This window comes from Acinetobacter guillouiae (genome assembly GCF_002370525.2).
In the GTDB taxonomy this organism is placed as follows: domain Bacteria; phylum Pseudomonadota; class Gammaproteobacteria; order Pseudomonadales; family Moraxellaceae; genus Acinetobacter; species Acinetobacter guillouiae.
This window is the reverse complement of the sequence record NZ_AP014630.1, coordinates 3,553,640-3,575,743: the sequence shown is the minus strand read 5'-3', so window position 1 is coordinate 3,575,743 and position 22,104 is coordinate 3,553,640. Positions and strand designations below refer to the sequence as shown.

At 39.6% G+C, this 22,104-nt stretch carries 17 protein-coding genes; 5 read left to right on the top strand and 12 right to left on the bottom strand.

The features are described from left to right. Positions 1-2 precede the first annotated feature (2 nt). The gene (locus AS4_RS16675) at positions 3-785 is read right to left on the bottom strand and encodes an aldolase (protein WP_004717605.1); all 783 of its coding nucleotides are present in this window, start codon (positions 783-785) and stop codon (positions 3-5) included. Between the two features lie 109 nt (positions 786-894). On the opposite strand from AS4_RS16675, the gene pdxR (AS4_RS16670) reads away from it, so the two are divergent. Then, positions 895-2,325: a MocR-like pyridoxine biosynthesis transcription factor PdxR gene (gene pdxR / locus AS4_RS16670; protein ID WP_096734896.1), complete on the top strand. Its 1,431-nt coding sequence runs from the start codon at positions 895-897 to the stop codon at positions 2,323-2,325. Positions 2,326-2,426: 101 nt separating this feature from the next. On the opposite strand, the gene AS4_RS16665 is transcribed toward pdxR (AS4_RS16670), so the two are convergent. Then, a complete protein-coding gene (locus AS4_RS16665) occupies positions 2,427-2,882 on the bottom strand; it encodes a GNAT family N-acetyltransferase (RefSeq protein WP_096734895.1) in 456 nt (151 codons plus the stop codon). 108 nt (positions 2,883-2,990) lie between these two features. On the opposite strand from AS4_RS16665, the gene pdxR (AS4_RS16660) reads away from it, so the two are divergent. Beyond that, complete coding sequence (pdxR, locus tag AS4_RS16660) at positions 2,991-4,469, top strand: MocR-like pyridoxine biosynthesis transcription factor PdxR (RefSeq protein ID WP_096734894.1); 1,479 nt, start codon at positions 2,991-2,993, stop codon at positions 4,467-4,469. A 146-nt stretch (positions 4,470-4,615) separates the two neighbouring features. Next, complete coding sequence (locus AS4_RS16655; RefSeq protein ID WP_096734893.1) at positions 4,616-6,943, top strand: TonB-dependent receptor; 2,328 nt, start codon at positions 4,616-4,618, stop codon at positions 6,941-6,943. Between the two features lie 226 nt (positions 6,944-7,169). Here the strand turns inward: AS4_RS16655 and AS4_RS16650 are convergent, their stop codons facing one another. Next, on the bottom strand, positions 7,170-7,544 hold the full coding sequence (locus AS4_RS16650) for a hypothetical protein (protein ID WP_167321156.1): 375 nt from the start codon (positions 7,542-7,544) through the stop codon (positions 7,170-7,172). A gap of 200 nt (positions 7,545-7,744) precedes the next feature. Here AS4_RS16650 and AS4_RS16645 point away from each other — a divergent pair, with 200 nt between their 5' ends. Next, the gene (locus AS4_RS16645) at positions 7,745-8,893 is read left to right on the top strand and encodes a DUF1624 domain-containing protein (RefSeq protein ID WP_096734892.1); all 1,149 of its coding nucleotides are present in this window, start codon (positions 7,745-7,747) and stop codon (positions 8,891-8,893) included. Between the two features lie 304 nt (positions 8,894-9,197). Here the strand turns inward: AS4_RS16645 and AS4_RS16640 are convergent, their stop codons facing one another. The 6 genes from AS4_RS16640 to betI form a co-directional block, all read right to left on the bottom strand. Next, positions 9,198-10,406, bottom strand: coding sequence for an MFS transporter (locus AS4_RS16640; RefSeq protein WP_096734891.1), 1,209 nt, complete (start codon positions 10,404-10,406; stop codon positions 9,198-9,200). 192 nt (positions 10,407-10,598) lie between these two features. Next, entirely contained in the window at positions 10,599-11,186 is a 588-nt protein-coding gene (locus AS4_RS16635; protein WP_096734890.1) for a TetR/AcrR family transcriptional regulator, read from the bottom strand. A gap of 199 nt (positions 11,187-11,385) precedes the next feature. After that, on the bottom strand, positions 11,386-12,180 hold the full coding sequence (locus tag AS4_RS16630) for a TorF family putative porin (protein ID WP_096734889.1): 795 nt from the start codon (positions 12,178-12,180) through the stop codon (positions 11,386-11,388). A gap of 67 nt (positions 12,181-12,247) precedes the next feature. Further along, positions 12,248-13,942: a choline dehydrogenase gene (betA, locus tag AS4_RS16625; RefSeq protein ID WP_004717579.1), complete on the bottom strand. Its 1,695-nt coding sequence runs from the start codon at positions 13,940-13,942 to the stop codon at positions 12,248-12,250. Between the two features lie 90 nt (positions 13,943-14,032). Continuing rightward, complete coding sequence (gene betB / locus AS4_RS16620) at positions 14,033-15,505, bottom strand: betaine-aldehyde dehydrogenase (RefSeq protein ID WP_096734888.1); 1,473 nt, start codon at positions 15,503-15,505, stop codon at positions 14,033-14,035. After that, entirely contained in the window at positions 15,498-16,121 is a 624-nt protein-coding gene (gene betI / locus AS4_RS16615) for a transcriptional regulator BetI (RefSeq protein ID WP_004717575.1), read from the bottom strand. Before betI ends, betB begins: the two co-directional genes overlap by 8 nt. Positions 16,122-16,384: 263 nt before the next feature. Here betI and AS4_RS16610 point away from each other — a divergent pair, with 263 nt between their 5' ends. After that, complete coding sequence (locus AS4_RS16610) at positions 16,385-17,977, top strand: BCCT family transporter (protein WP_004823430.1); 1,593 nt, start codon at positions 16,385-16,387, stop codon at positions 17,975-17,977. A gap of 241 nt (positions 17,978-18,218) precedes the next feature. On the opposite strand, the gene AS4_RS16605 is transcribed toward AS4_RS16610, so the two are convergent. The 3 genes from AS4_RS16605 to lipA form a co-directional block, all read right to left on the bottom strand. Beyond that, positions 18,219-19,136, bottom strand: coding sequence for a siderophore-interacting protein (locus tag AS4_RS16605; RefSeq protein ID WP_096734887.1), 918 nt, complete (start codon positions 19,134-19,136; stop codon positions 18,219-18,221). 517 nt (positions 19,137-19,653) lie between these two features. Beyond that, positions 19,654-20,751 (bottom strand): helix-turn-helix domain-containing protein, encoded by a 1,098-nt coding sequence (locus AS4_RS16600; protein ID WP_004823428.1) that lies wholly within the window; start codon positions 20,749-20,751, stop codon positions 19,654-19,656. A 215-nt stretch (positions 20,752-20,966) separates the two neighbouring features. After that, the gene (gene lipA, locus AS4_RS16595) at positions 20,967-21,959 is read right to left on the bottom strand and encodes a lipoyl synthase (protein WP_096734886.1); all 993 of its coding nucleotides are present in this window, start codon (positions 21,957-21,959) and stop codon (positions 20,967-20,969) included. Positions 21,960-22,104: the final 145 nt, after the last annotated feature.

Sequence of the window (22,104 nt, the reverse complement as noted above, 5' to 3'; positions counted from 1 at the left end):
CATTACTCCTCGATACAGTCCGCATGATTTTTTAAAGCTTTACGCGCATAGTAGGCAAAATTGACATTATTGCGCTTGTTGGTAGAGACCCAGTCATGAGCTTCTTTTGCCAGTTCATGTGGGATAGGTTGAATTTGTCCAGCAGCCATTGCCAAAAGCTGAAGTCGGGCAGCGCGTTCAATTAAAATGGCTAAGTTGCAAGCCTCTTCAATGGTTTTACCTGCCACCAGCTGACCATGATGTGACAGCAGTACAGCGCGGTTTTTGCCTAAGGCTTCTGAAATAAAAATACCTTCTTCATTGCCGACTGGGACTCCCGGCCATTCTTCCACAAAAGAACAGTCTTCATATAAAGCGCAGGTATCCATTTGTGCGATCGCTAAGGGCACACGGAGCATTGACAACGCTGCAATATGTGTTGGATGGGTATGGATAATGCAATTCACTTCAGGATGTTGTTTATAAATCCATGTATGAAAGCGATTTGCAGGATTTGCCATGCCTTGTTGATCAAGTGGCTTTAGATCTTCATCAACTTCCAATAAGTTTTGCGCGGTAATTTCATCAAAGCCGAGACCAAAACGCTGGGTGATAAAGCTATTGCCTTGCGTGGTACGACAAGTGATTTGTCCAGCTAAGCCAGCATCATGGCCGTGGTCAAATAAAATACGGCAGGTTAATGCCAACTTTTGTCGATCTGTGTAGTTTGAATCTTGAATAAATTGCTGCATGTTTTGCTGTGCATTTTGCATCAATTGCTGTTTATCGAGTTGTGCCGTTTGCATAAATAAAACCTCTCGCTGAGTTGATTTTCACATCGCCTAAGTACAGAATAAAAACTCTGTGGGTGGATTAAAATATCCAGTTTTTAAAACTTATATGGGCCAGAGAGCTATGCGTCAGCCTTGGAAAATTCGGCTACATTTAGAAGATCGTGAAGAAAAGACCCTTTTTTTAAAGTTGGCAAATCAGATTATTCAAGAGATTTTATCTGGCAGAATTACTCAGGCAACACGCTTGCCAGGTTCACGTACACTGGCGGATGAACTCGGGATTAACCGAAAAACCGTACAATCGGTATATGAAGATTTGGAGGCACAGGGTTGGCTGGTTTCAAAAGCCCGGCAAGGCACCTTTGTCTCAGAGAATTTACCTGACTTAAAAGTGCAGCCATTGCCTAGACTCGAACAGGTCGATATCACAGCAGTTTTGCCAACTCAGGTGCTGATCAAAAATGATGGCGTGCCTGACAATCGGCTGATCCCGTATGAATTGTTTTCACGGGCTTATCGGCATGCATTGATTCAAGTAACACGTCATCAAACCATGGGATATGGAGATCCGCAGGGCAGTTTAGAACTTCGTCAAGCCTTATTAAAGATGTTGTCTATGGAGCGTTTTATACAGACCTCTATGGAAAACATTTGTGTGGTTCGTGGCAGTCAAATGGGGATTTTTCTAGCTGCACGGGTTTTGGCTCAACATCAGTCTCAGCGTCATATTATTGTGGTAGAACAATGGGCTTACCCACCCGCAGTGGAAACATTCCTGTCTAATCATTATCAAATTATTCGTGTGCGTTTGGATAAGCATGGTCTAGATACTGATCATTTAACTGAAATTTTGTCCAGCCATGCAGTTGCTGCGGTATACACCACACCTCATCATCAATATCCAACGACAGTGACGATGTCTATGAATCGAAGATTAAAGCTGTTAGAGCTGTCTAAAGCCTTTGATTTTTATATTATTGAAGATGATTATGACCATGAATTCCATTATGACAGTCGACCCATTCCACCGTTAATCAGCTTACCAGCAGCAGACAAAGTAATTCATATCGGCTCTTTGTCTAAAGTGTTTGCGCCCAGTTTAAGAATTGGTTATGTGGTGACCAATGTGCAAATTATTCAGGCGATGAAACAAGACATTTTGCTGATCGATAAACAGGGCAATGCGATTACTGAATTGGCAATGGCTGAACTGATGCAGCAGGGTGAAATTAAGCGGCATATCCGTAAAATGCGTAAGATTTATCAGCAACGTAGAGATTTTGCTGTGAGGGCTTTTCAGCAAACTTTTAAGGAGTGGGTTGAAATAGCCCCACCTGCAGGCGGCATGGCGTTGTGGGTAAAGTTTAAATTGCCTTTTCAACAGCAGTTTTTAACGGTTTTAAAACAATTACATATTGATTCTGAATATGATTTTGGTTCGGAATGGCATCATTCTGATCACAGTTTCTATATTCGTTTTGGTTTTGCAGCCCTGACCGAATTGGAAATCCGTCAAACTGTTGAAAAGTTGTATCAGGTTTTTGTGAGCTGATGATGCTCAATATACTTAGAAAGTATTTTGAATCTTGTTGCACAGACTTTAGAAGGGTTTAAGCAAAAACCAGAAGCATTGTGTTTCTGGTTTTTTATGGATTAATTTAACGCCATACGATATTCAATGACCCCTGGTTTTTCAGCGATCCAGTCATAGAGTTTTTGCGCAGTTTGATTGCTTTGTTGCGTGTGCCAATACAAGCGCGCGCAGGGTTGAAAAATCGCTTGCTGTTGTACATATTCAATCAGGCGCTTGCCTACATGTTGACCTCTTGCCTGTGGAGAAACATATAAGTCTTCTAGATAGCAAAAGTTGGTCTCGGCCCATGTCGAGCGATGGATCACGTAATGTACAAAGCCGAGAACATGCTCAGCTTGTTTAGCAACAGCACAATATATCGGTTCTTGATCATCAAAAAAACGTTGCCAAGTGGTTTGTGTAACAGTATTGGATAAAGCCACTTGGTAAAAGTCTTGATAAGCCAGCCAATACTCCACCCATTGTTTATAGTCTTGTTGTGCAACAGGCACAATTTGAACCACTAAATTTTCCACAGATATTCTCCAGTCGTCGGGAAAGAAAGAGGAGAAATGAGTTTAAGTGTGATTGTGGTATTGAAATAAGATACACTTTAGGTATTTTTAGCAGTACCAGTTTTACTTATGGCGACAGCAGCATCGGCTTATTTCCCCCATTTAATCTTGCCTAAAGGGGTGATTAAAGAGGGTTTATATAGTGTTTTACGTGATGCAATTTTAGATGGCCGACTGGCTTCTGGAACCAAACTGCCCTCTAGTCGTGTCTTGGCGGAAATGATGTCGATTTCTAGAAATTCAGTCTTGGCTGCAATGGATCGTTTACTGGATGAAGGCTATGTTGTGACCAAGCCAAGCTCTGGTACATATGTCGCTGAGCTGATTCCTGACCAATTAATTTCTATACCAGAGATAGCGACAAAATCTGCATCTGACATCTGTCACAAGCTAAATATTAATCCGCATATCGCAAATTTATTACCTGCTTGGCAGAAACAAAATGTATCTGGGCAGGGTGAAAAAATATTTCATGTCGGCGTTGGCTGTACCGATTTATTTCCCCATTCACTTTGGGGGAAATTATTGGGACGCGCTTGGCGGCAGTCTCATCAGCAATTGGGACAGTTTCATGATTGTCGTGGCTATTTGCCTTTACGTCAGGCTATTTGTGATTATGTTCGTTCTACGCGGGGGCTAAAATGCGATGTACAACAAATTTTGATTGTAAATGGTACCCAACAAGCGATTCATCTTGCAGCTTATGCATTATTACAACCTTTGGATCAGATCTGTTTAGATGAGCCCGGCTATGATGCCGCTTTAAATATTTTTCGGAGTTTTGGCATTCAAGTTCATCCTGTATCAAGTGATCACGAAGGGATGAAAATTGCTGAGATTATTCAGCATTATTCCAAAAGTAAATTAATCTATACCGCACCCTCTCATCAGTTCCCTTTAGGTGGAACACTCAGTTTAAGTCGACGATTGGCTCTATTGGAATGGGCAGCCAGTCAGCAAAAATGGATTTTTGAAGATGATTATAATAGTGAGTTTAGATATGGAACGCATCCAATTCAAGCCTTACAGGGCTTAGACCAACAGCAAAGAGTGATCTATTCAGGTACTTTTTCTAAAATGATGTTTCCTGAGTTTCGACTTGGATTTATGGTGGTTCCAGAATCGCTGATAGAAATATTGAGTCTGGCAAAATATTATACCGATACGCGGAGTGCTTATTTAGAACAAGCGGCTTTGGCTTTGTTTATCAAAGAGGGGCATTATGCACGCCATGTCCGTAAAGTGCGTAAAGCTTGCCAAGAACGTCAACAGGCATTAATTGCTGCGATTCAACAGTTTCTTGCAGATGTATTGACTGTTCAGCCAACCGACTCAGGGATTCATGTGATTTGTTGGCTAAAAGCCCCATGGACTGAGCAAAGCTTTATTGATCAGTGTCTTGCTATTAATCTGGCTGTTCAGCCTTTATCTCGCTACTGTCAACAGCCTTATGAAAAAGCAGCAGTATTGTTTGGCTATGCAGCGCATACTCCAGATGAGATTAACATGAATATTCAGAAGCTGGCGCAACAGATCAAGCCCACCTAACATGGATTCCAGTTTCACCTTTCATATTTTTTCATTTCCGATATAAATCGCTAGCTGGTCTAGCTCTACACGCATTGATGATAATTGTTGTACATCTGTTTATGTAATGTTATAACATAACAATAAATTACAATTCGGAATCCATGATGCGTCACCATACTTTAGCAATCGCTATTTCTTTACCGGTCTTTCCTGCATATGCGATTGAAAACAAACAGCTGACAGTACTTCCAGTGATTCGAGTCAATGCCGAAAATGATCCATTTATCAATCAAAATATCGTTGTAGAAAATAGAAATGCAGACAATAAAACTTTAGGTGATGCTTTAAAGCATCTTTCAGGAGTACAAAGTAGCGCTTTTGGTCCCAATTCAGGTGCGCCTGTGATTCGCAGTTTAAGTGGAAACCGGGTGCAGATTTTGGAAAATGGTCAGTCTATTTATGGAATGAATAGTATCAGTGGCAATATTAATATCCCTTTTGATCCTTTATTCACTCAATCTGTAACTGTCAATAAATCTTCAGACAGTGTGCGTTATGGTGGTAATGCCATTGGCGGAAGTGTGAATATTGATTCTGGTCTAATCGATACAGCGATGCCGAATAAAAGTTCCCAATTAGAGCTTGTAGCGAAAAAGGGCTGGAATGATTTTGATGCCAAAGGTTTTAAACTCAATCTCAATAACCAAAGCAACTTTTCTACCAATGTATTGTTTTCTAGCCAAGATATGTCAGCTTATAAAATTCCGGGAGAGGGTAAAGCGAGTGTATGTAATAGTGGCGTATTTCCAGCGACGGGTGGGGTAAATACAGCATTGGCAGATGCTTGCCAAAAAGAAGCACGCATTCAAAAAAATTATAACACTGCATCTCAGCCTTATATTAACCAGTTTATGACAGAAAACCCCGATTGGGCAGATGGTTCATTTTCCTTCTATACGGATCAACCAACCACTGAGATGCGTGGAAAAACCTATACCAATCCGATAAACCCTAAATATGTGCCCAATACCCAGCAATATACTGAAAACAAAATTAATAAAGATGTCACACCCAACTATAAAAATAAGCTGGGCAATAGCTATTTAGACAATCAACACTTTGCAATTGGAAGCACTTATTTTCTCAACAATGGACGTATTGGGCTCAGTGCTGATTCAAAAAAAAGTGAATATGGGGTACCCGGATTTTCTCTTGAAAATAAATCTTTTCAATCTACCAGTGACAGCATACCCGTCGGGGTGAAAACAGATCAGCGAAGATATGCCTTAGACAGCGAGTTTAATTTTAGCCCGTTGTTATTGAAACAAATACAATTTGATGTGAGTAAGAGCGTTAATACATCAGGGGAATATTTAGGATCAAAAATGGCCAATAACTATAAATTTGATACCCAACAGGCTGAATTATTACTGAAGCATAGACCTGTTGAATTTTGGAATGGTTTTATTGGCTTTAATCAGATTGATCGTAAAGTGGTAGGGCATGGAAATTTACGTTATTTACCGAATATCAATACGCAAACACAAGCCGTGTTTATCAAGGAAAAATTAGACTTTGATTGGCTAGAACTCGATGCTGGTTATCGTAACGAAAAGGTTGAACATAAAATTCAAAAAAGTGATTTTGTACCATCCAGAAACTCACCGAATACAAAACTCACCGATACGAAATTTAATCTTGAAAGCTATAGTTTCGGTTCATACCTAAAATATAATGATCTATTGGGTTTAAAGTTGCGTTATTCAGTATCAGATAGAGCGCCTGAAATTAATGAACTTTATGCCAGCCATCCACATTATTCAATTATGTTACAAGAAGAAGGTAACCAAAAACTCAAAGAAGAAAAATCCAAAAATCTTGAGTTAACAGGTTTGTTCAATTATAAAAATTTTAATTTTGAAGCGACTGTATATAAGATGAAGTATGACAAGTATTTGTATTTGACCCATTCAGGGGCACAAATGCGTAATCGCTTGCCACTTAAATATTGGACCCAGACAGATGCTGAAATCACTGGATTTGAAATTGATATAAAACAAAAGTTTGAACTCAATCAGTATGGCAATCTTTTGATCTCTGCTTTTGCTGACTTGGTGAAAAATAAAAACCTTAATCCAAACAAAACCAGTTTGGCAAATGATGGAAATTACTTACCCAACATGCCAACGAACCGTTATGGGCTAAACCTTGAATGGAATAAAAATGATTGGTCAGCACGCTTATCCAATATTTACTATGATCAAGCTCAGTATTTAGGCAAAAATGTGTCTAAAGAAATTCCATTGCCGTCTTATAACTTGCTGGATCTACAAATTCAGAAACACTTCAAATTACAAAATGCCAATTTTGATGTTTTCCTCAATGGATCTAATTTGTTAAATGAAGATGCACGACCACAGAACTCGCCATTAAAATACATTGCACCACTTCCTGGGCGTGGGGTACAGCTGGGTATCAGTATGAAAATTTAATCGCTTAACTTTTGTTGGTTAAGTTTTTATATGTTGGGTCTTAACTTAAGATTTATTATCGGGGTCAATAAGTTGCTGTTGTCGAGAAGACTTCAAGCAACATGTTGGCCCCTTTATTTTGATAGATTGAGAGTAACAAATTGATGTGATTAAATTAAAAAATAGCTGTTAAAAATAGTCTATTCGATTCAATCATTACAGTTTGATTTATTGCAGTACCAATTCCTTAACATGCGATGGCTGCTTCACGTTCAAAAATAGATTCAACACTTTCAAATGCCAAATGACAAGCTTGGTTTTGATATTGTCGAGCATAACTGTTTACTGCACTTTCAAGCACTTGTAAAAAATCATTATAATTCTGTTCAAAGTCTAATAAGTCGAGTAAGTCTGATTTTTTGCTGTTATGGCAGTTATATTTTTGAATAAAATCAAGCATTAATTTTTGAATAGGCGCATGGGTAAAATAAATTAAATAAGTTGCTGCCGAACCACAATGCAAACAACCTTGTTCAAGATAAATTTCTTCACTGTTTAACCAGCAGCATTGTAAGGTAAAAAATGCTCGAATCGCTTCAGTCGCTAGAGTAGGCTGTTCCAAAGTGTTCACCAATTTTTCAGATAATGAAATTGATAATCATTATCAGTTAAATTTTACAAAAAGTCTATGTGATAATCGGTAAATTTTTTAAGTGTTGCTGTGAAATAACGGTACAAATTGATGTTTTTTAATGAGATGGTTTTAAAATAATGAAATTAATTGTTATATTATATCATAACGTTTAATTTGTTGTTTTTTCTATGTCTATTCCTTCGCAACGCTTACAAGCGATTGATGCATTACGAGGCTTGGTGATTTTGATTATGATGGTTGATCATGTCAGAGAAACTTTTTACCTCCATCATCAAGTTCCAGATCCAATGCTGATTCCAGGCACAGAAACGTCACTTTTCTTTAGCCGAATATTGGCCCATTTATGCGCTCCAGTATTTATTGTTTTGACAGGCTTATCCGCCTATCTCTATCAAGCTAAAAATAATAGTCTAGCGATGACACGTGAGTTTTTGATTAAACGTGGGTTATTTCTGATCTTTCTTGAGTTGGTGGTGATCAATTTTGCATGGACTGGCAAGTTCCCACCTGATGTGATTTATCTACAAGTGATTTGGGCGATTGGTTTAAGTATGCTGGCGTTGGCAGCTTTAATTGGATTGCCACAAAAATTATTATGGATAATCAGCATCGTGATTATTTTTGGGCACAATGTGCTTGATCAAGTGTCTTTTGAAAATGTACCTTTCATACAGAATTTATGGTTCATTTTGCATGAACGGGGCTGGATTGAGTTTGGCAATCTGATTCGTATTCGAACCTCTTATCCTGTTTTACCTTGGATTGGTGTGATTACTTTAGGATATTGTATTGGTTCAAGTGTTTTTGCTTTATCTCAACAAAACCAATCTAGAAATACAAAATTACTCATTTTTGGTTTTTCCAGTATTGCTTTATTTTTGCTTTTAAGAGCGATCAATGTATATGGAGATCATGCTTGGACGGTCATGCCGACATGGACTGAAACATTCATGAGTTTTATGAATCTAACCAAATATCCACCATCTTTATTTTTCATTTTATGGAACGTTGGTGTTGGACTGGTTCTTTTGGTCTGTCTGCAAAAAATCGAAACAAAACCTTGGATCAAACCCTTGATCATATTTGGTTCTGTACCAATGTTTTTTTATATTGTCCACTTATATGTTTTAAAGGCTTTATATTTGCTTGTGGTTGCTTTTTTTGGGAAAAATCATGGAGATTATTTTGGTGTCGATTCGGTGTCTACGCTATGGTGGATTGCGATTATTCTCAGCATAATTTTATATCCATTAATGGTTAAATTTTCTGATTACAAACATAAAAACAAACATATCGCTATTCTTAAATACCTATAAGATAAGTTAAGTATTGTTTTAATTTAAAAGCATATCTAGCATCTAAAATAGTGATGTTCAGGAATGATGAACATCACTATTTTTTAATGTTTTGAATGCTTAAGCCAGTGCGGAACAGTCTAAAAATAACGTGACTGCGTTAAGCATTTTATTTTCACTAGCTTAAATTTATAAGATGGTTTTTAGTCAATAAAGCCATACCTTCGTTTAAGAGACGGATCAAAAAGCCCAGTCAACGATGATAGCGCTGTTTGATCCAATAGCTGTTGTCATCGAAGTATGGTGTTAAATGACAGCTTTAAATTTATTTGCTTTCTAGACGATGGCCTGATTTAAAACCATTTTCATGCGCTAAAAAGACAATAGATAACCCCAATAATGATAATGCGATGATACAAACAAAAAATGAGTCTATGCCTACATTTTGCAGCAGGATGCCACCTAAAATACCACCGCCTGCAACCGCAAGATTAAACACTGTCACCAGCATGGATTGGGCAATATCCACATTTTCACCTGCGACATCTGCCAACGCAGTTTGTAGTAGGGTTGGTGCACCACCAAAAGTCATTCCCCAAAGTACGATACCTAGCATCACAAGCCAGATGTGATGACTACTCAAGCCCATGAAAAGGGCAGCGATGGCAAAGCCTGTTAAACTGATCAGGGTTAATTTGCGTAATGATCTATCGATCCAAATCCCTGTAATCCAAATACCGAATATTGAAGAAAGACCAAAAATAAGAAGAATAAGATCAATATGCTCACTCAGCTGTACAGCAGACAAATAAGGCGAAATAAAGGTATAAAGTATGTTGTGTGCCAAAATCCAAACAAAAATAACCGCCAAAATTGCGCCTATACCGGGGTGTACCAAGATTTTGAGAATGGATTGTTGTTTGCTCGCTGGTTGTCCTGCCAAATGAGGAAGGGTTATTTTTATCCAGATGATCAGGATTAAAGCAAGCCCTGAAATCATCCAGAAAACTCCACGCCAGCCAAACAGATTGCCCAACCCAATAGCTAAAGGCACACCCAGACATAATGCGATGGGTTGCCCCACTCCAACGATTGCCATCGCTCTGCCTTGTAGATGGGCAGGAACCAGACTTCGAGCATAACCTGCTAAGATACCCCAGATAATTCCAGCAGACATTCCTGCAATAAATCGTGAAATCAGGATGATGATATAGCTGGAAGATAGCGCTGTTAGACTATTGAAGACAAACAAGCCTGTGATTGCCAATAACAATAAAGGTTTTCTTGACCAACTCCGTGTTGCAGCAACCACAGGGATCGCCGCAATAACCGATCCTAGGGCATAAACTGAAATCATTTGCCCTGCTAAAGCTTCAGACACCTCTAAGTCATGACTGATCAATGCCAATAAGCCCGCAGGTATGATTTCCGTCATAATGGTAATAAAACCTGCAACCGTAAATGCCAATAATTTCCAAATTGGTAAGCTGGGCGCAGATCGGTTCTGCTCTGATCTGTTGTTGAACTGATTCATGCGCTATACCTTTGTGTATGATTGACAGAAAGGTCATCTCGTTTAAGGAATATAGGCATCACAAAATTTTGAAGATCAATATTCATTGTGGACTCCATGTTGTCATTTATATTGGAATGATTGTTCCATTTTAAGATAAATAAAACCCTCAGCATTGCAAATTAGCCAGTCTGCTAAGGGGGAAACTAAAAATTAATACAAGGTATTTAGTGCAACTTCAGCAACATTCTCTAGATATTGCTGACGATTATCTGTGCTACAGCCTTTGCTTAAAACGCGAATGCCTTGAATGGTATTCACGAAAAAAAGTGCTAAGGCTTGTGGAGAACTGTGTAGGGTGATTTCACCAGATTGCTTTCCTCTGATCATGAGCTGTTCCAGTGCGAGCTGTAATCGTTCAAAGTTGTACGTGACAGATTCTGCAGTCTTTTGATCGTGTCCTGCTAACTCCAAACAGGCATTGGCCATTAGGCAACCGCGATGTTGCGGATCATTTAATTCATCTTCAATGATACGAGATAGTAATTGTTGGATGATACTTTTGACTGATCCATCACTAGATAACAAATCAATATTTGATTTACTGATCAGGCGTTGATAGCGAGATAAGGCTTGTTGGTATAGCTGCTCTTTATTTTTAAAGGAACTATATAAACTGCTGCGTGAGAGTCCAGTTTCCTCAACCAAATCTTGAATTGATGTCGCTGCAAATCCTTTACGCCAGAAAACTTGCATAACCGCATTTTCAACTTCTTCAGGATCAAACTCTTTCGTACGCATAATATTAATTTATACTGGAACAATCGTTCCTAATACTTTATACAAACAATCAATGGCTGTCTAATGAAAATTGAAGAGTATGGGGAGATTTGAGTTTGCTTTATTGAATCGGTCCAAAATAAAGGTAAAAAAACCACGCTCATGAAGGGCATGGTTTTTGGTTGATTTATAACAGGTTACTGAATATTTAAACCTTAGCTTAAAACTTTTTGGTGAGCAAAAAAGTGAGGGTGGAATCAATTGGATTTGAAACTTTGGCATTGGGATTGCCATTACTGTATTTTTGATAATATCCGTCTTTGTCCCATGCTTTGCTATAACTTAAACTGGAAGATAAGCCATAAGGTAGTACTTTGTTAATAGCAACACTGGCATCTTGAAAGCTTGCGGCAGAAAAGTTTTTTATACGTTGATTGCCATAATGCATATTCACAGACCAGCCTTGAGCGATGGGTTGTAGCCAATTCACATCTAAATAGCCTGAACCACGAGAGTGCTTATTGGAACCAATTGCTAAAGTATCAGAATTATTGCCAAAATAATCCTGAGTATAGGTAATTGCATATTTAACACTCAGCGGACCATAGCTGATTTCTGGAATAATTTCACCATAATCAAAACGGGTATGACCTGTTTCAGCAGTGGTTTTTGCCCCAGGATAGTAGTAATAAGCGACTTTAGTACCCAGATTTAACTGACCGAAACTACGGCTATAACCAGTATAGACATCCCATTCAACATTGGCATCACGGATGAAGTCATCACTCACAGTAGAAGCCCAAGTTCCAACATAAAAACCATTGGGATGTGCATAATCAAATCCGCCTTGTACAGCAGGGTTGCCCCAGGTCTGTTGAAAACCACGTGAGATATATTGGCTGGCCACTGTCAAATTTGCACTATACGGAGATGGCGTTTCTACACCTGATTCATTGGCATGTATAGTTTGAAAAAATAAACTCAAAGGGATGGTCAATAATAATTTTTTTCTCATTTTATTCGTCCTTGAAAGATGCGACACACTCAGTTAAAACTGAGGTGTCGCTAAAATATGAATACTTTTACACGATCGGACGTAAAGGCGCTTTGCGCACAGGTGCTGTACCAGCTTTGTAATAACCCGCTTCAGAACGTGGCAATTTTTTGCCACGGATTTGATCTGCGATTTTTTCAGCGATCATAATCGTTGTGGCATTTAAATTTCCAGTAATGATCAGCGGCATAATCGAAGCATCAACAACGCGCAAGCCTTGTAGACCGTGTACACGACCTTGACCGTCAACCACTGCCATTTCGTCTTCACCCATCTTGCAACTACATGAAGGATGGTAAGCAGTTTCAGCATGGTTACGCACGAAATCATCTAGTTCAGCATCAGTTTGCACCTGTTTTCCAGGACTGATTTCATCGCCACGATATGCATCTAATGCAGGCTGTTGCATGATTTCACGGGTGATACGAATGGCATCACGGAACTCACGCCAGTCTTGCTCGGTCGACATATAGTTGAACAGAATACTTGGATGTTCAAAGGGATCTTTGGATTTCAGCTTAATTCGACCACGAGCTGGTGAGCGCATAGAACCGACATGCGCTTGAAAGCCATGTTCTTTCACTGCATTACTGCCGTTATAGTTAATCGCAACGGGTAAGAAGTGATATTGAATATTCGGCCAGTCAAATTCATCTGAGCTGCGGATAAATCCGCCTGCTTCAAACTGATTACTTGCGCCAATACCAGTCCCATTAAATAACCATTCAGCGCCAATTGCAGGTTGGTTAAACCATTTTAAAGCGGGGTAGAGTGAAACAGGTTGCTTACATTTGTATTGTAAGTACATTTCCAAATGGTCTTGTAAGTTTTCACCGACACCCGGTAAATCATGTACAACATCGATGTCCATTGATTTAAGGAAGCTACTTTCACCAACACCTGAACGTTGTAAAATTTGTGGTGATGCGATAGCACCCGCACAAAGCAAGACCTCACGGTTTGCACGTGCTTGGGTGAGATTGGTTTTATCCGCACCGATGATATATTCCACACCAATCGCTTGTTTTTGATTAAATAAAATTTTATTGGTGGTGGCATGGGTCACGATCGTTAAATTAGGGCGACCTTTTGCCATGTCTAAATAACCACGCGCAGTACTAGAGCGACGGCCTTTTGGTGTCACGGTACGATCCATTGGACCGAAACCTTCTTGTTGATAACCATTTAAGTCATCTGTACGTGGATAGCCTGCTTGTACGCCTGCTTCAACCATGGCATGGAACAAGACATTGTTGCCATTTTTAGGGGTTGCCACAGATACAGGGCCATTGGCGCCGTGGTAGTCATTGCCACCAATATCACGGGTTTCAGCTTTTTTATAATATGGTAAGCAGTCTGCATAGCTCCAGTCTTCTAGCCCTTTGAGCGTCGACCAGTTATCTAAGTCCATTGCATTACCACGGATATAACACATCCCGTTAATCAATGATGAACCACCTAAACCTTTACCGCGGCCGCATTCCATACGGCGATTATTCATATGTGGTTCAGGGTCTGTGAGATATGCCCAGTTGTAACGGCGCCCTTGTAGTGGGTAAGCCAATGCTGCTGGCATTTGAGTACGGAAATCTAAACGGTAGTCTGGGCCACCTGCTTCCAAGAGTAAAACAGTAACGTCTTTGTCTTCAGTTAAACGTGTTGCGAGCACATTTCCGGCAGATCCTGCGCCGATGATAATGTAGTCATATGCTTGAGTAGTCATAATTATCCTTTTTGTATTTTTTAAAAGTGCCAATGCAATCAGGTGATGACATGGCACATAGGATTGATATACGGAGAAAGTGTGAGTGCATTAAAAAATGCTTTGATACTCACCTAACTCAACTTGAACTGATTTGATACGGGTGTAATGCCCAAGTGTGGTTAAACCATTTTCACGACCGACACCTGATTGCTTATAGCCACCCACTGGCATTTCAGCAGGGGATTCGCCCCATGTGTTGATCCAGCAAATACCTGCTTCGATTTGATGAATAATGCGATGTGCTTTGGTGATGTCTTGAGTCACAACACCTGCTGCTAAACCAAAAGTGGTGTCATTGGCACGACGAATGACTTCTTCTTCAGTTTCATAACTGAGAATGCTCATGACAGGGCCAAAAATTTCTTCTTCAACAATGTGCATATCATCTTGGCAGTCACTGAAAACTGTCGGTAACACATAAGCACCTTGCGCCAATTCAGCTTCTGTCGCACGGCCACCGCCAATCAGCAGTTTGGCACCTTGTTGTTTGCCTGACTCAATGAAAGACAAGACTTTTTCCATATGCGGGAAGCTGGTGAGTGGACCAAAGTTGGTTTGCTCAGCCATTGGATCGCCAATACGGATCCGTTTTACCCGTTCTACAATAGCGGCTTCAAAATCTGCCAACAGGGCTTTTGGAACAAAGACACGTGTACCATTGGTACAGACTTGACCTGAACTAAAGAAGTTTGCCATCACCGCAATGTCTGCTGCACGATTGAGGTCAGCATCATCACAAATAATTAAAGGGGATTTACCGCCGAGTTCCATGGTCACTTCTTTGAGTGTAGAACCTGCGGCACTTGCCATAACTTTCTTGCCTGTTTCAACACCACCAGTGAAAGAAATTTTTTCAATAATTGGATGTTCAGTTAACCATTGTCCAATCTCACGGCCTGCACCTTGTACCACGTTAAATACGCCATCTGGTAGTCCAGCTTCAGTATAGATTTCAGCAAGTTTGAATACGCTCAGCGGTGTGGTTTCACTTGGTTTAAAGATCATGGCATTCCCAGCAGCTAGGGCTGGGGCAGATTTCCATAATGCGATTTGAATTGGATAGTTCCAAGCACCGATTCCCGCGACAACACCAAGCGGTTCACGACGGGTATAGAAAAAGCTTGATTCACGAAGCGGAACTTGCTCTCCCTGAATTGCAGTCGCGAGACCTGCATAATATTCGAGTACATCAGCACCGGTGACAATATCAACGGTCGATGTTTCGCTATAGGCTTTACCTGTATCGAGGGTTTCTAAGCGAGCGAGTTCATCATTACGCTCACGTAAGATGTCGACAGCGCGACGTAAAATACGAGAACGCTCCATCGCTGTCATTGCGGCCCAAATTTTTTGACCTTGTTGTGCGCTTTGAACAGCCGCTTCTATGTCTTGTTGTGATGCTTGTTGAAGGGTTGCGATCACTTCACCGTTGGCAGGGTTAATACTGGTAAAGGTCTTACCACTGGTCGCTGCTACATAGCGACCATGGATGTACAATTGATGAACTTGTGAATCACTCATTCTGTCTCTCCTGCAAAGGTTTTTTCGCAAATTGCAATTGCGTTTTTACATAATCGTAAGCAATGGAACGTGCCAGCTGGCTGTCAAATTCATCATGACTGCTTAAACTGCCACGTAACCATAATCCGTCAATCAATGCCGCTAAACCACGAGCGGCAATGCTTGCCTGTTCTTTGTCCAATAACTTGAGAAAGTGAAACTTCAAGTTTGAATACAGGCGTTGATCATTAATTTGTTGCAAGCGCCCAAGTTCGGGTAGGTGCATGCTTGCAGACCAAAAGTCTAACCAGATGCGCATGGCTTGTTTATTGACCTGACTAATATCAAAGTTAGAATCAATAATTGCTTTAAGTTGGCTTTCTGGATGCTCGTCTGCTTCAGTTTTATTTTGGTCGGTTTTGCGACGTAAAACATTTAGCATTTCTTGCATGCAGGTATTTATTAATCCCTGTTTATCACCAAAATAGTGACTCACAATACCTGTGGATAGCTCTGCTTTCTTTGCGATTTGTGCAATGGTCATATTGGATAAGCCCACTTCATAAATCACATCAAATGCGGCGTTAATAATTTCTTCACGTCGCACATGCTCTGGTTTGACTCTACGTTTTGTCATGTATATCCACTTAAAGTGCTGAAAAGGCACTTTTTATTTAACATTACTCAATGTAGAACATCTTAGCATTTTTTTATAATACTTTTTATTGATTGAACGTTCAATCAATAAAAAGTATAATCTGCAAAAATCAATAATTTTTTGATGAGTAATAAGAAGTGTAAGTGTATACATCAACATTCTGATCCATCAGGATGTTCAGTAAAAATAGTACATATCCTATTATTTTTTAAGAAAATACACCGATTGCAAGGAGCAATAGCATGGTGTCAAATAGCCATAAAGGATATTCATCCGAACGGATTCGATTAAATTTATTTGTGTTTGGAAGTTCTGCAATCAGTATCGGTATTTTTGGCCTATTGTTTGTTTTATTTCCAGAAAGAAGTCAGTTTTGGCTGACCTATGTGCAAGAGCAGGCCAATCAACTCTTTGGTTGGTATTACATGCTGGTGATTGTGGCATGTCTGGGTTTTGTCGGATGGTTGGCTTTTTCACGTGCTGGACAACTTCCACTTGGAAAAGATGGCGATAAACCTGAGTTTGGTTACTTGGCTTGGGTGTCTATGCTGTTTTCAGCAGGTATCGGTATTGCCTTACTGTATTATGGTGTTGCTGAACCTGTCGATCATTTCTTAAGACCACCTGAAGGCGAGGGCGGCACAATCCAAGCTGCCAGAGATGCCATGATGTATAGCTTTTTACATTGGGGTATACATGGCTGGGTGCTCTATGCTTTATTGGGTGTGACCTTGGGCTATTTTGCCTTTCGCTTAGACTTACCTCTGGCTTTACGTTCTGCACTTTATCCAATTTTTGGCGATCGGATCTATGGTTTGATTGGCGACTTTGTGGATGGCTTTGGGATTTTAGCCACAGTGATTTCTTTGGTCACCAACCTAGGTATTGGTGCACTGGTGTTGGTTTCGGGCATCAGCTATTTAGTCCCAGCCATTCCAGACAACAATGTAACTCTGATCGCCGTGGTATTGGTGATGATGTCTGTTGCGACCATTACCACGGTGGTGGGGATTGAAAAAGGACTGGCTTGGCTTTCACGGATTAACTTACGTTTACTCTATGCGTTATTGTTATTTGTGTTCTTAACAGGACCCACCAATCATTTACTCAATGGTTTGGTACAGAACGTGGGTGACTATCTCAACCATTTTGTCGCGAAAAGTTTTGATGTGTATTTATACAATCCACAAGCGAAAGGCTGGCTCGGTTCTTGGACGGTGTTTTATTGGGCTTGGTGGATTGCTTGGGCACCTTTCGTTGGGATGTTTATTGCGCGTATTTCAAAAGGGCGTACCATTCGTGAAGTGGTCTTGGGTGTGTGTCTGATCCCTTTAGGCTTTACTTTAGCTTGGATTTCCATTTTCGGAAATACTGCAATTGATTTAATTTTGAATCAAAAACAAAAAGTTTTGGGCGATATGGTTCTTACCGATCCAGCTTTGTCTTTGTTTAAATTGCTCGAATATTTACCTTTTAATCCTTATGTGGCTGGGATTGTTGTGGTGATTTGTTTTGTACTGTTCTTGACCCCAGTGGGTTCGGGTACGCTGATGATTGCAAATCTATCTACAAAAGGCGGAAGCAATGAAAGTGATTCACCGATTTGGTTGCGAATTTTCTGGTCTGTGGTGATTACCATTGTCAGTATTGGTTTACTGTTAGCAGGTAGTTTCCATTCGATGCAAAGTGCCGTGGTGCTATGTGGTTTACCATTCTCGGTGATTATTTTGCTGTATATGTTTGGCTTAACCAAAGCAATTAATCAGGACTTAGCCAGCCCGCAACCGCCACAAGCTGTCAATAAAACGACTGATTCTTCTGAACCCGTCAAATAAAAGTCAGAAATTAGGGTCTGTTGACAATTCGTCTACACAAGCTGAGCAATGAATAATAAAAAAGACTCGGATCGTGAGATCCGAGTCTGCTGCTGTTAATTGTGTCCAATCATTATTGAGTTAGGCCATAATAAAGCCAGAACATCGATCTCAAGAATTGATTTTCATTTCAAATACTCCCTCTAAATAACCATCTTAAGAAAAGTGTGATGGATCTATTTAAGTGGGGCAATGGCTTGATTTAAACAGGCATATCTAGATCATCAAATGTTTCTAACGTTTTACCTTGTTCTAGATGTTTTTGATAATATGCGACTCGGCTCAGATCTAATGTTGAGCTGGACATGCCGACATTCCAATAGCCCGCCACACGAATATCATCTTTACTCAAATGACTGTGTTGGGTAAACAGCTTACGTATCGCTCTTGCTTCATTACGTTCACAGGCTGCCCAAACGCTTATATCTTCACGATCTTTAAACTGCTCAGCAACTTTAAGTAGCATGCCCAATTTACCCGCTTGCTGTGGTTTTTTCCGATGGAGTAAATGAATATTTACTCCATGATGTTTTGGCAAATCATCAATAATATTGGCTTCACAACTTTCAATATAAATCTCTCCCTGAATCCCCGGTTGCCAATGCTGTAAAATTGAATAAACGGCAGGAATGGCGGTTTCGTCAGCAAACATCACTACGCGTTTGCCTGGAGTAAAATTGGGGATGAAGTGCGGTCTTGGACCCGTAAGTTGAATTTTAGTGCCAATTTTTGCTGAATCTAGCCAAAGCATTGCTGGACTTGGGTCAGCATGTAGAACAAAGTCAATTTCAATTTGACGGGTACTTGGATCAAAGCAACGCACGGTATATACACGTGATATAGGTAAGCTGTCTGCTTGTTGATGCACTTCTAAACGAATGGCAAGGTTAGGTATTGTCCATAAGTCTGGCTGTGTTGTATTAATTTCCCCCCGAATACGTACAATTGACGGAAAAGGATGAGAAATCGCCGTTATCGTCATCTCAATGACTTCCAGATTCCGCATATGATCATCTTGTTTCAGTATCGTTTTTTGGTCTGATACTGTTTTTTTGTCTGAAACCGTTTTTGGGTCTTGTACTATTTTTTGATCTGATGTCGTTTGTTGTTGGCTATTCATTATTAAGTCTACCTATATTTATTGAGCAATAAACCACAATTGCCTTTCTTTCAGTGCTGAGCGGATCGAGAAGATCTGCATGGTGTTAAATGTAAAATATAATCATTATCATTTAAAGGGCATTTATGTTTAAATTACTTGTATTTTAATTTTAGCAATTGATTTATTGCGGAGAGAGGTGAGATTGTGAGGCGTTGTACTATTGATCAGGCTCATGGTTTATTTTAATTACGTGAAAAATATATTAATTTTAATCTTGAAATTTTTTATATAGGACTGATGATCTAGACCACCTTTCTGTCGCTGGTCTTAAAAATTAATCTTAAATCGATTCATTTATCATTTCTTTATACAAAGCAACTTCAAGAAAAACAACTTCAAGCAAAACGACTTTAAGCAAAAACATAGCTTGCTTGAGGAGATGTATTCTACTTTACTCAGCTTTAAAGCCTTAAACATAAGGGCAAAACAGTGCTGTGCTATCAGTTGTGCAATAAAATCTTTAATCTCATTGAGCCTAAAGTAATTTTAAAAAGTACGCGCGATGCTGACTTTGTTCAGGCAATAATTCCAGTACCCGTTGTATTGCATCATTACGTTCAGGAAGACGACTAATAATTTTTAAAAGTGGGTCAATATCCTGAATTTGATAAATCAGATGACTTAAACGCGCATCGAAACAATCACGCCATGTGGTCAAGAAAGGGCTTTCTGATTTTGCCAAAAAACTTCCTTTGTAGAGTGAAAATGTACTGGCGAGAAAACCTGCATTGAGGGATTGCTCAGCTCTGGTAAAGTCGGTTTGAATCTCACAAACTAACTTATAAGGGCGCGATAAAATACAGTTGGGGAGCAAAGTGCGTAATTGTGACATTTCTGCTTTTAAGGTTTTTTCACTAATGTCCCGATCACCATATAACGCATAGTGCAGTTCATCTAGGTTAATACCTTCTGGGTGTAACACAAGGATGCATAGAATTTCAATTTGTCGATGGGTCAAAGTTAAAAGCTGTTGGTTAAATTGAACTTTGGGTGTACCAAAAACTTTGAGGTAAAGCATGTTTTTTTGTTCAAATTGAATCGCACGTTGAACCAACTCTGCACAGCGTTCTACAGCCAATACACCCAGTGAAGTATGCTTCTTGTACTTGGTCGATAAATTAATCACACCATGAAATTGTCCAGATACAGGGTCAACAATCGGCGCGGCATAACAAACCCAATCCTGTACACTGTTCATCTGATTTTCATGTGAATAAACACAGCTAGAGAGATGATTATTTAAGGCCAAACCAATCGCATTTGTACCGACAGCCTGTGTTGACCAATGTCCACCTTCGACAAAATGCACTTGTTCCGCCGAGGAGAGCATAGCACGGCTGCTCCATGTCCAAAGTAATGTGCCATGATGATCTGTGATTCCAATTGCCATTTCAGAATCATCTGCAATTTTTAGTAAATCCGCATAATTATGCTGAAGAGAACGACGAAACAGTGACGGTTCTGGTTCGGGAGGTAAAGCGAGAAGTGGCGCAGCAGTGACGGATTCGATATTGACAAAATGTGTGGTCTGTAAACGAAGCGCTTGTGGCTGTAATTGATTCAATAGCTTCATATCATATTCCTTTATGATGAATGGTTATGCCATTAATACCTTGTATTCTTTTTTATTAATTCATTTGTCTCAGTTTAGAAGCTAATGTTTCACTTTGAAATGAGTTTTCTGCTCACAAATGTTAAATAAAGTTACCAATAAAAAGACAGCGTATTCTTTTTAGTACTCATTGTTTAATGTTTAGGCGTCCATATTCACTTTAACACTGAATCATCCTAAATTTCTGTGGCAATGTTTTCACGTGTAAACGGCTTGGGTACAGGCTCGCCCTTGTATTGACGATCAGCAAAATAGCTGGAACGAACCATTGGCGCACTCCATATATTTTTAAACCCTAATAACTCACCATGTGCTTGATAATGTTCAAACTCTTTCAATGAAACAAAACGATGTATTGGGGCATGAGATTTAGATGGCTGTAAGTATTGACCAATGGTGACATAGTCCACCTGATAGTCACTGAGATCATTCAGCAACACAATAACTTCTGCTTCGACTTCACCCAATCCCACCATCAAGCCACATTTCGTTGCGATGTCTGGGCGTAAATGCTTAAACCGTTTTAACAGTTCCAGTGAATGTTGATAATCTGAACCCGGACGCATTGCACGGTACAAACGAGGGACCGTTTCAATATTATGATTAAAAACATCTGGCGGGTTTTCGCTCAGAATGTTGAGGGCAACTTCTAATCTGCCTCGAAAATCAGGAACTAAAATCTCAATCAGCGTATCTGGGCTACTTTTACGGATTTCTCGAATACATGCAGCAAAGTGTTGTGCTCCACCGTCAAGAAGATCATCACGGTCTACTGAGGTAATCACCACATAGTTTAAATTTAGATTTTTAACGGTTTCTGCTAAATGTTTCGGTTCATCAGCATCTAAAATATTGGGGCGTCCATGGGCCACATCACAAAATGGGCATCGACGGGTACAAATATCTCCCATAATCATAAAGGTCGCTGTTCCACCACCAAAGCATTGTGGCAAATTGGGGCACGCGGCTTCTTCACATACGGTATGTAGTTTTTGTTGACGTAATAAATTTTTAATACGTTGCACCTCTTCAGGCTGGCTGATCTTGGCGCGAATCCATTCAGGCTTTTGTGGGATCTGTTCAGTACTGATAATTTTTACTGGAATACGTGCCAATTTATCTGCACCACGTAGTTTTTGTCCTGTGGTAACTGAAACTTTTAAATCCATTTTAAATAGTCCATTAAATAAAATAATTCAATATAAAATGACATTTTTATCTATGATGTCAAATATATTTAAAATATTTATCAATATAATAAAAGAGTGCAAGATATTAATATTATAAAATAAAGGTTGGTTAAAGGTTTGATTT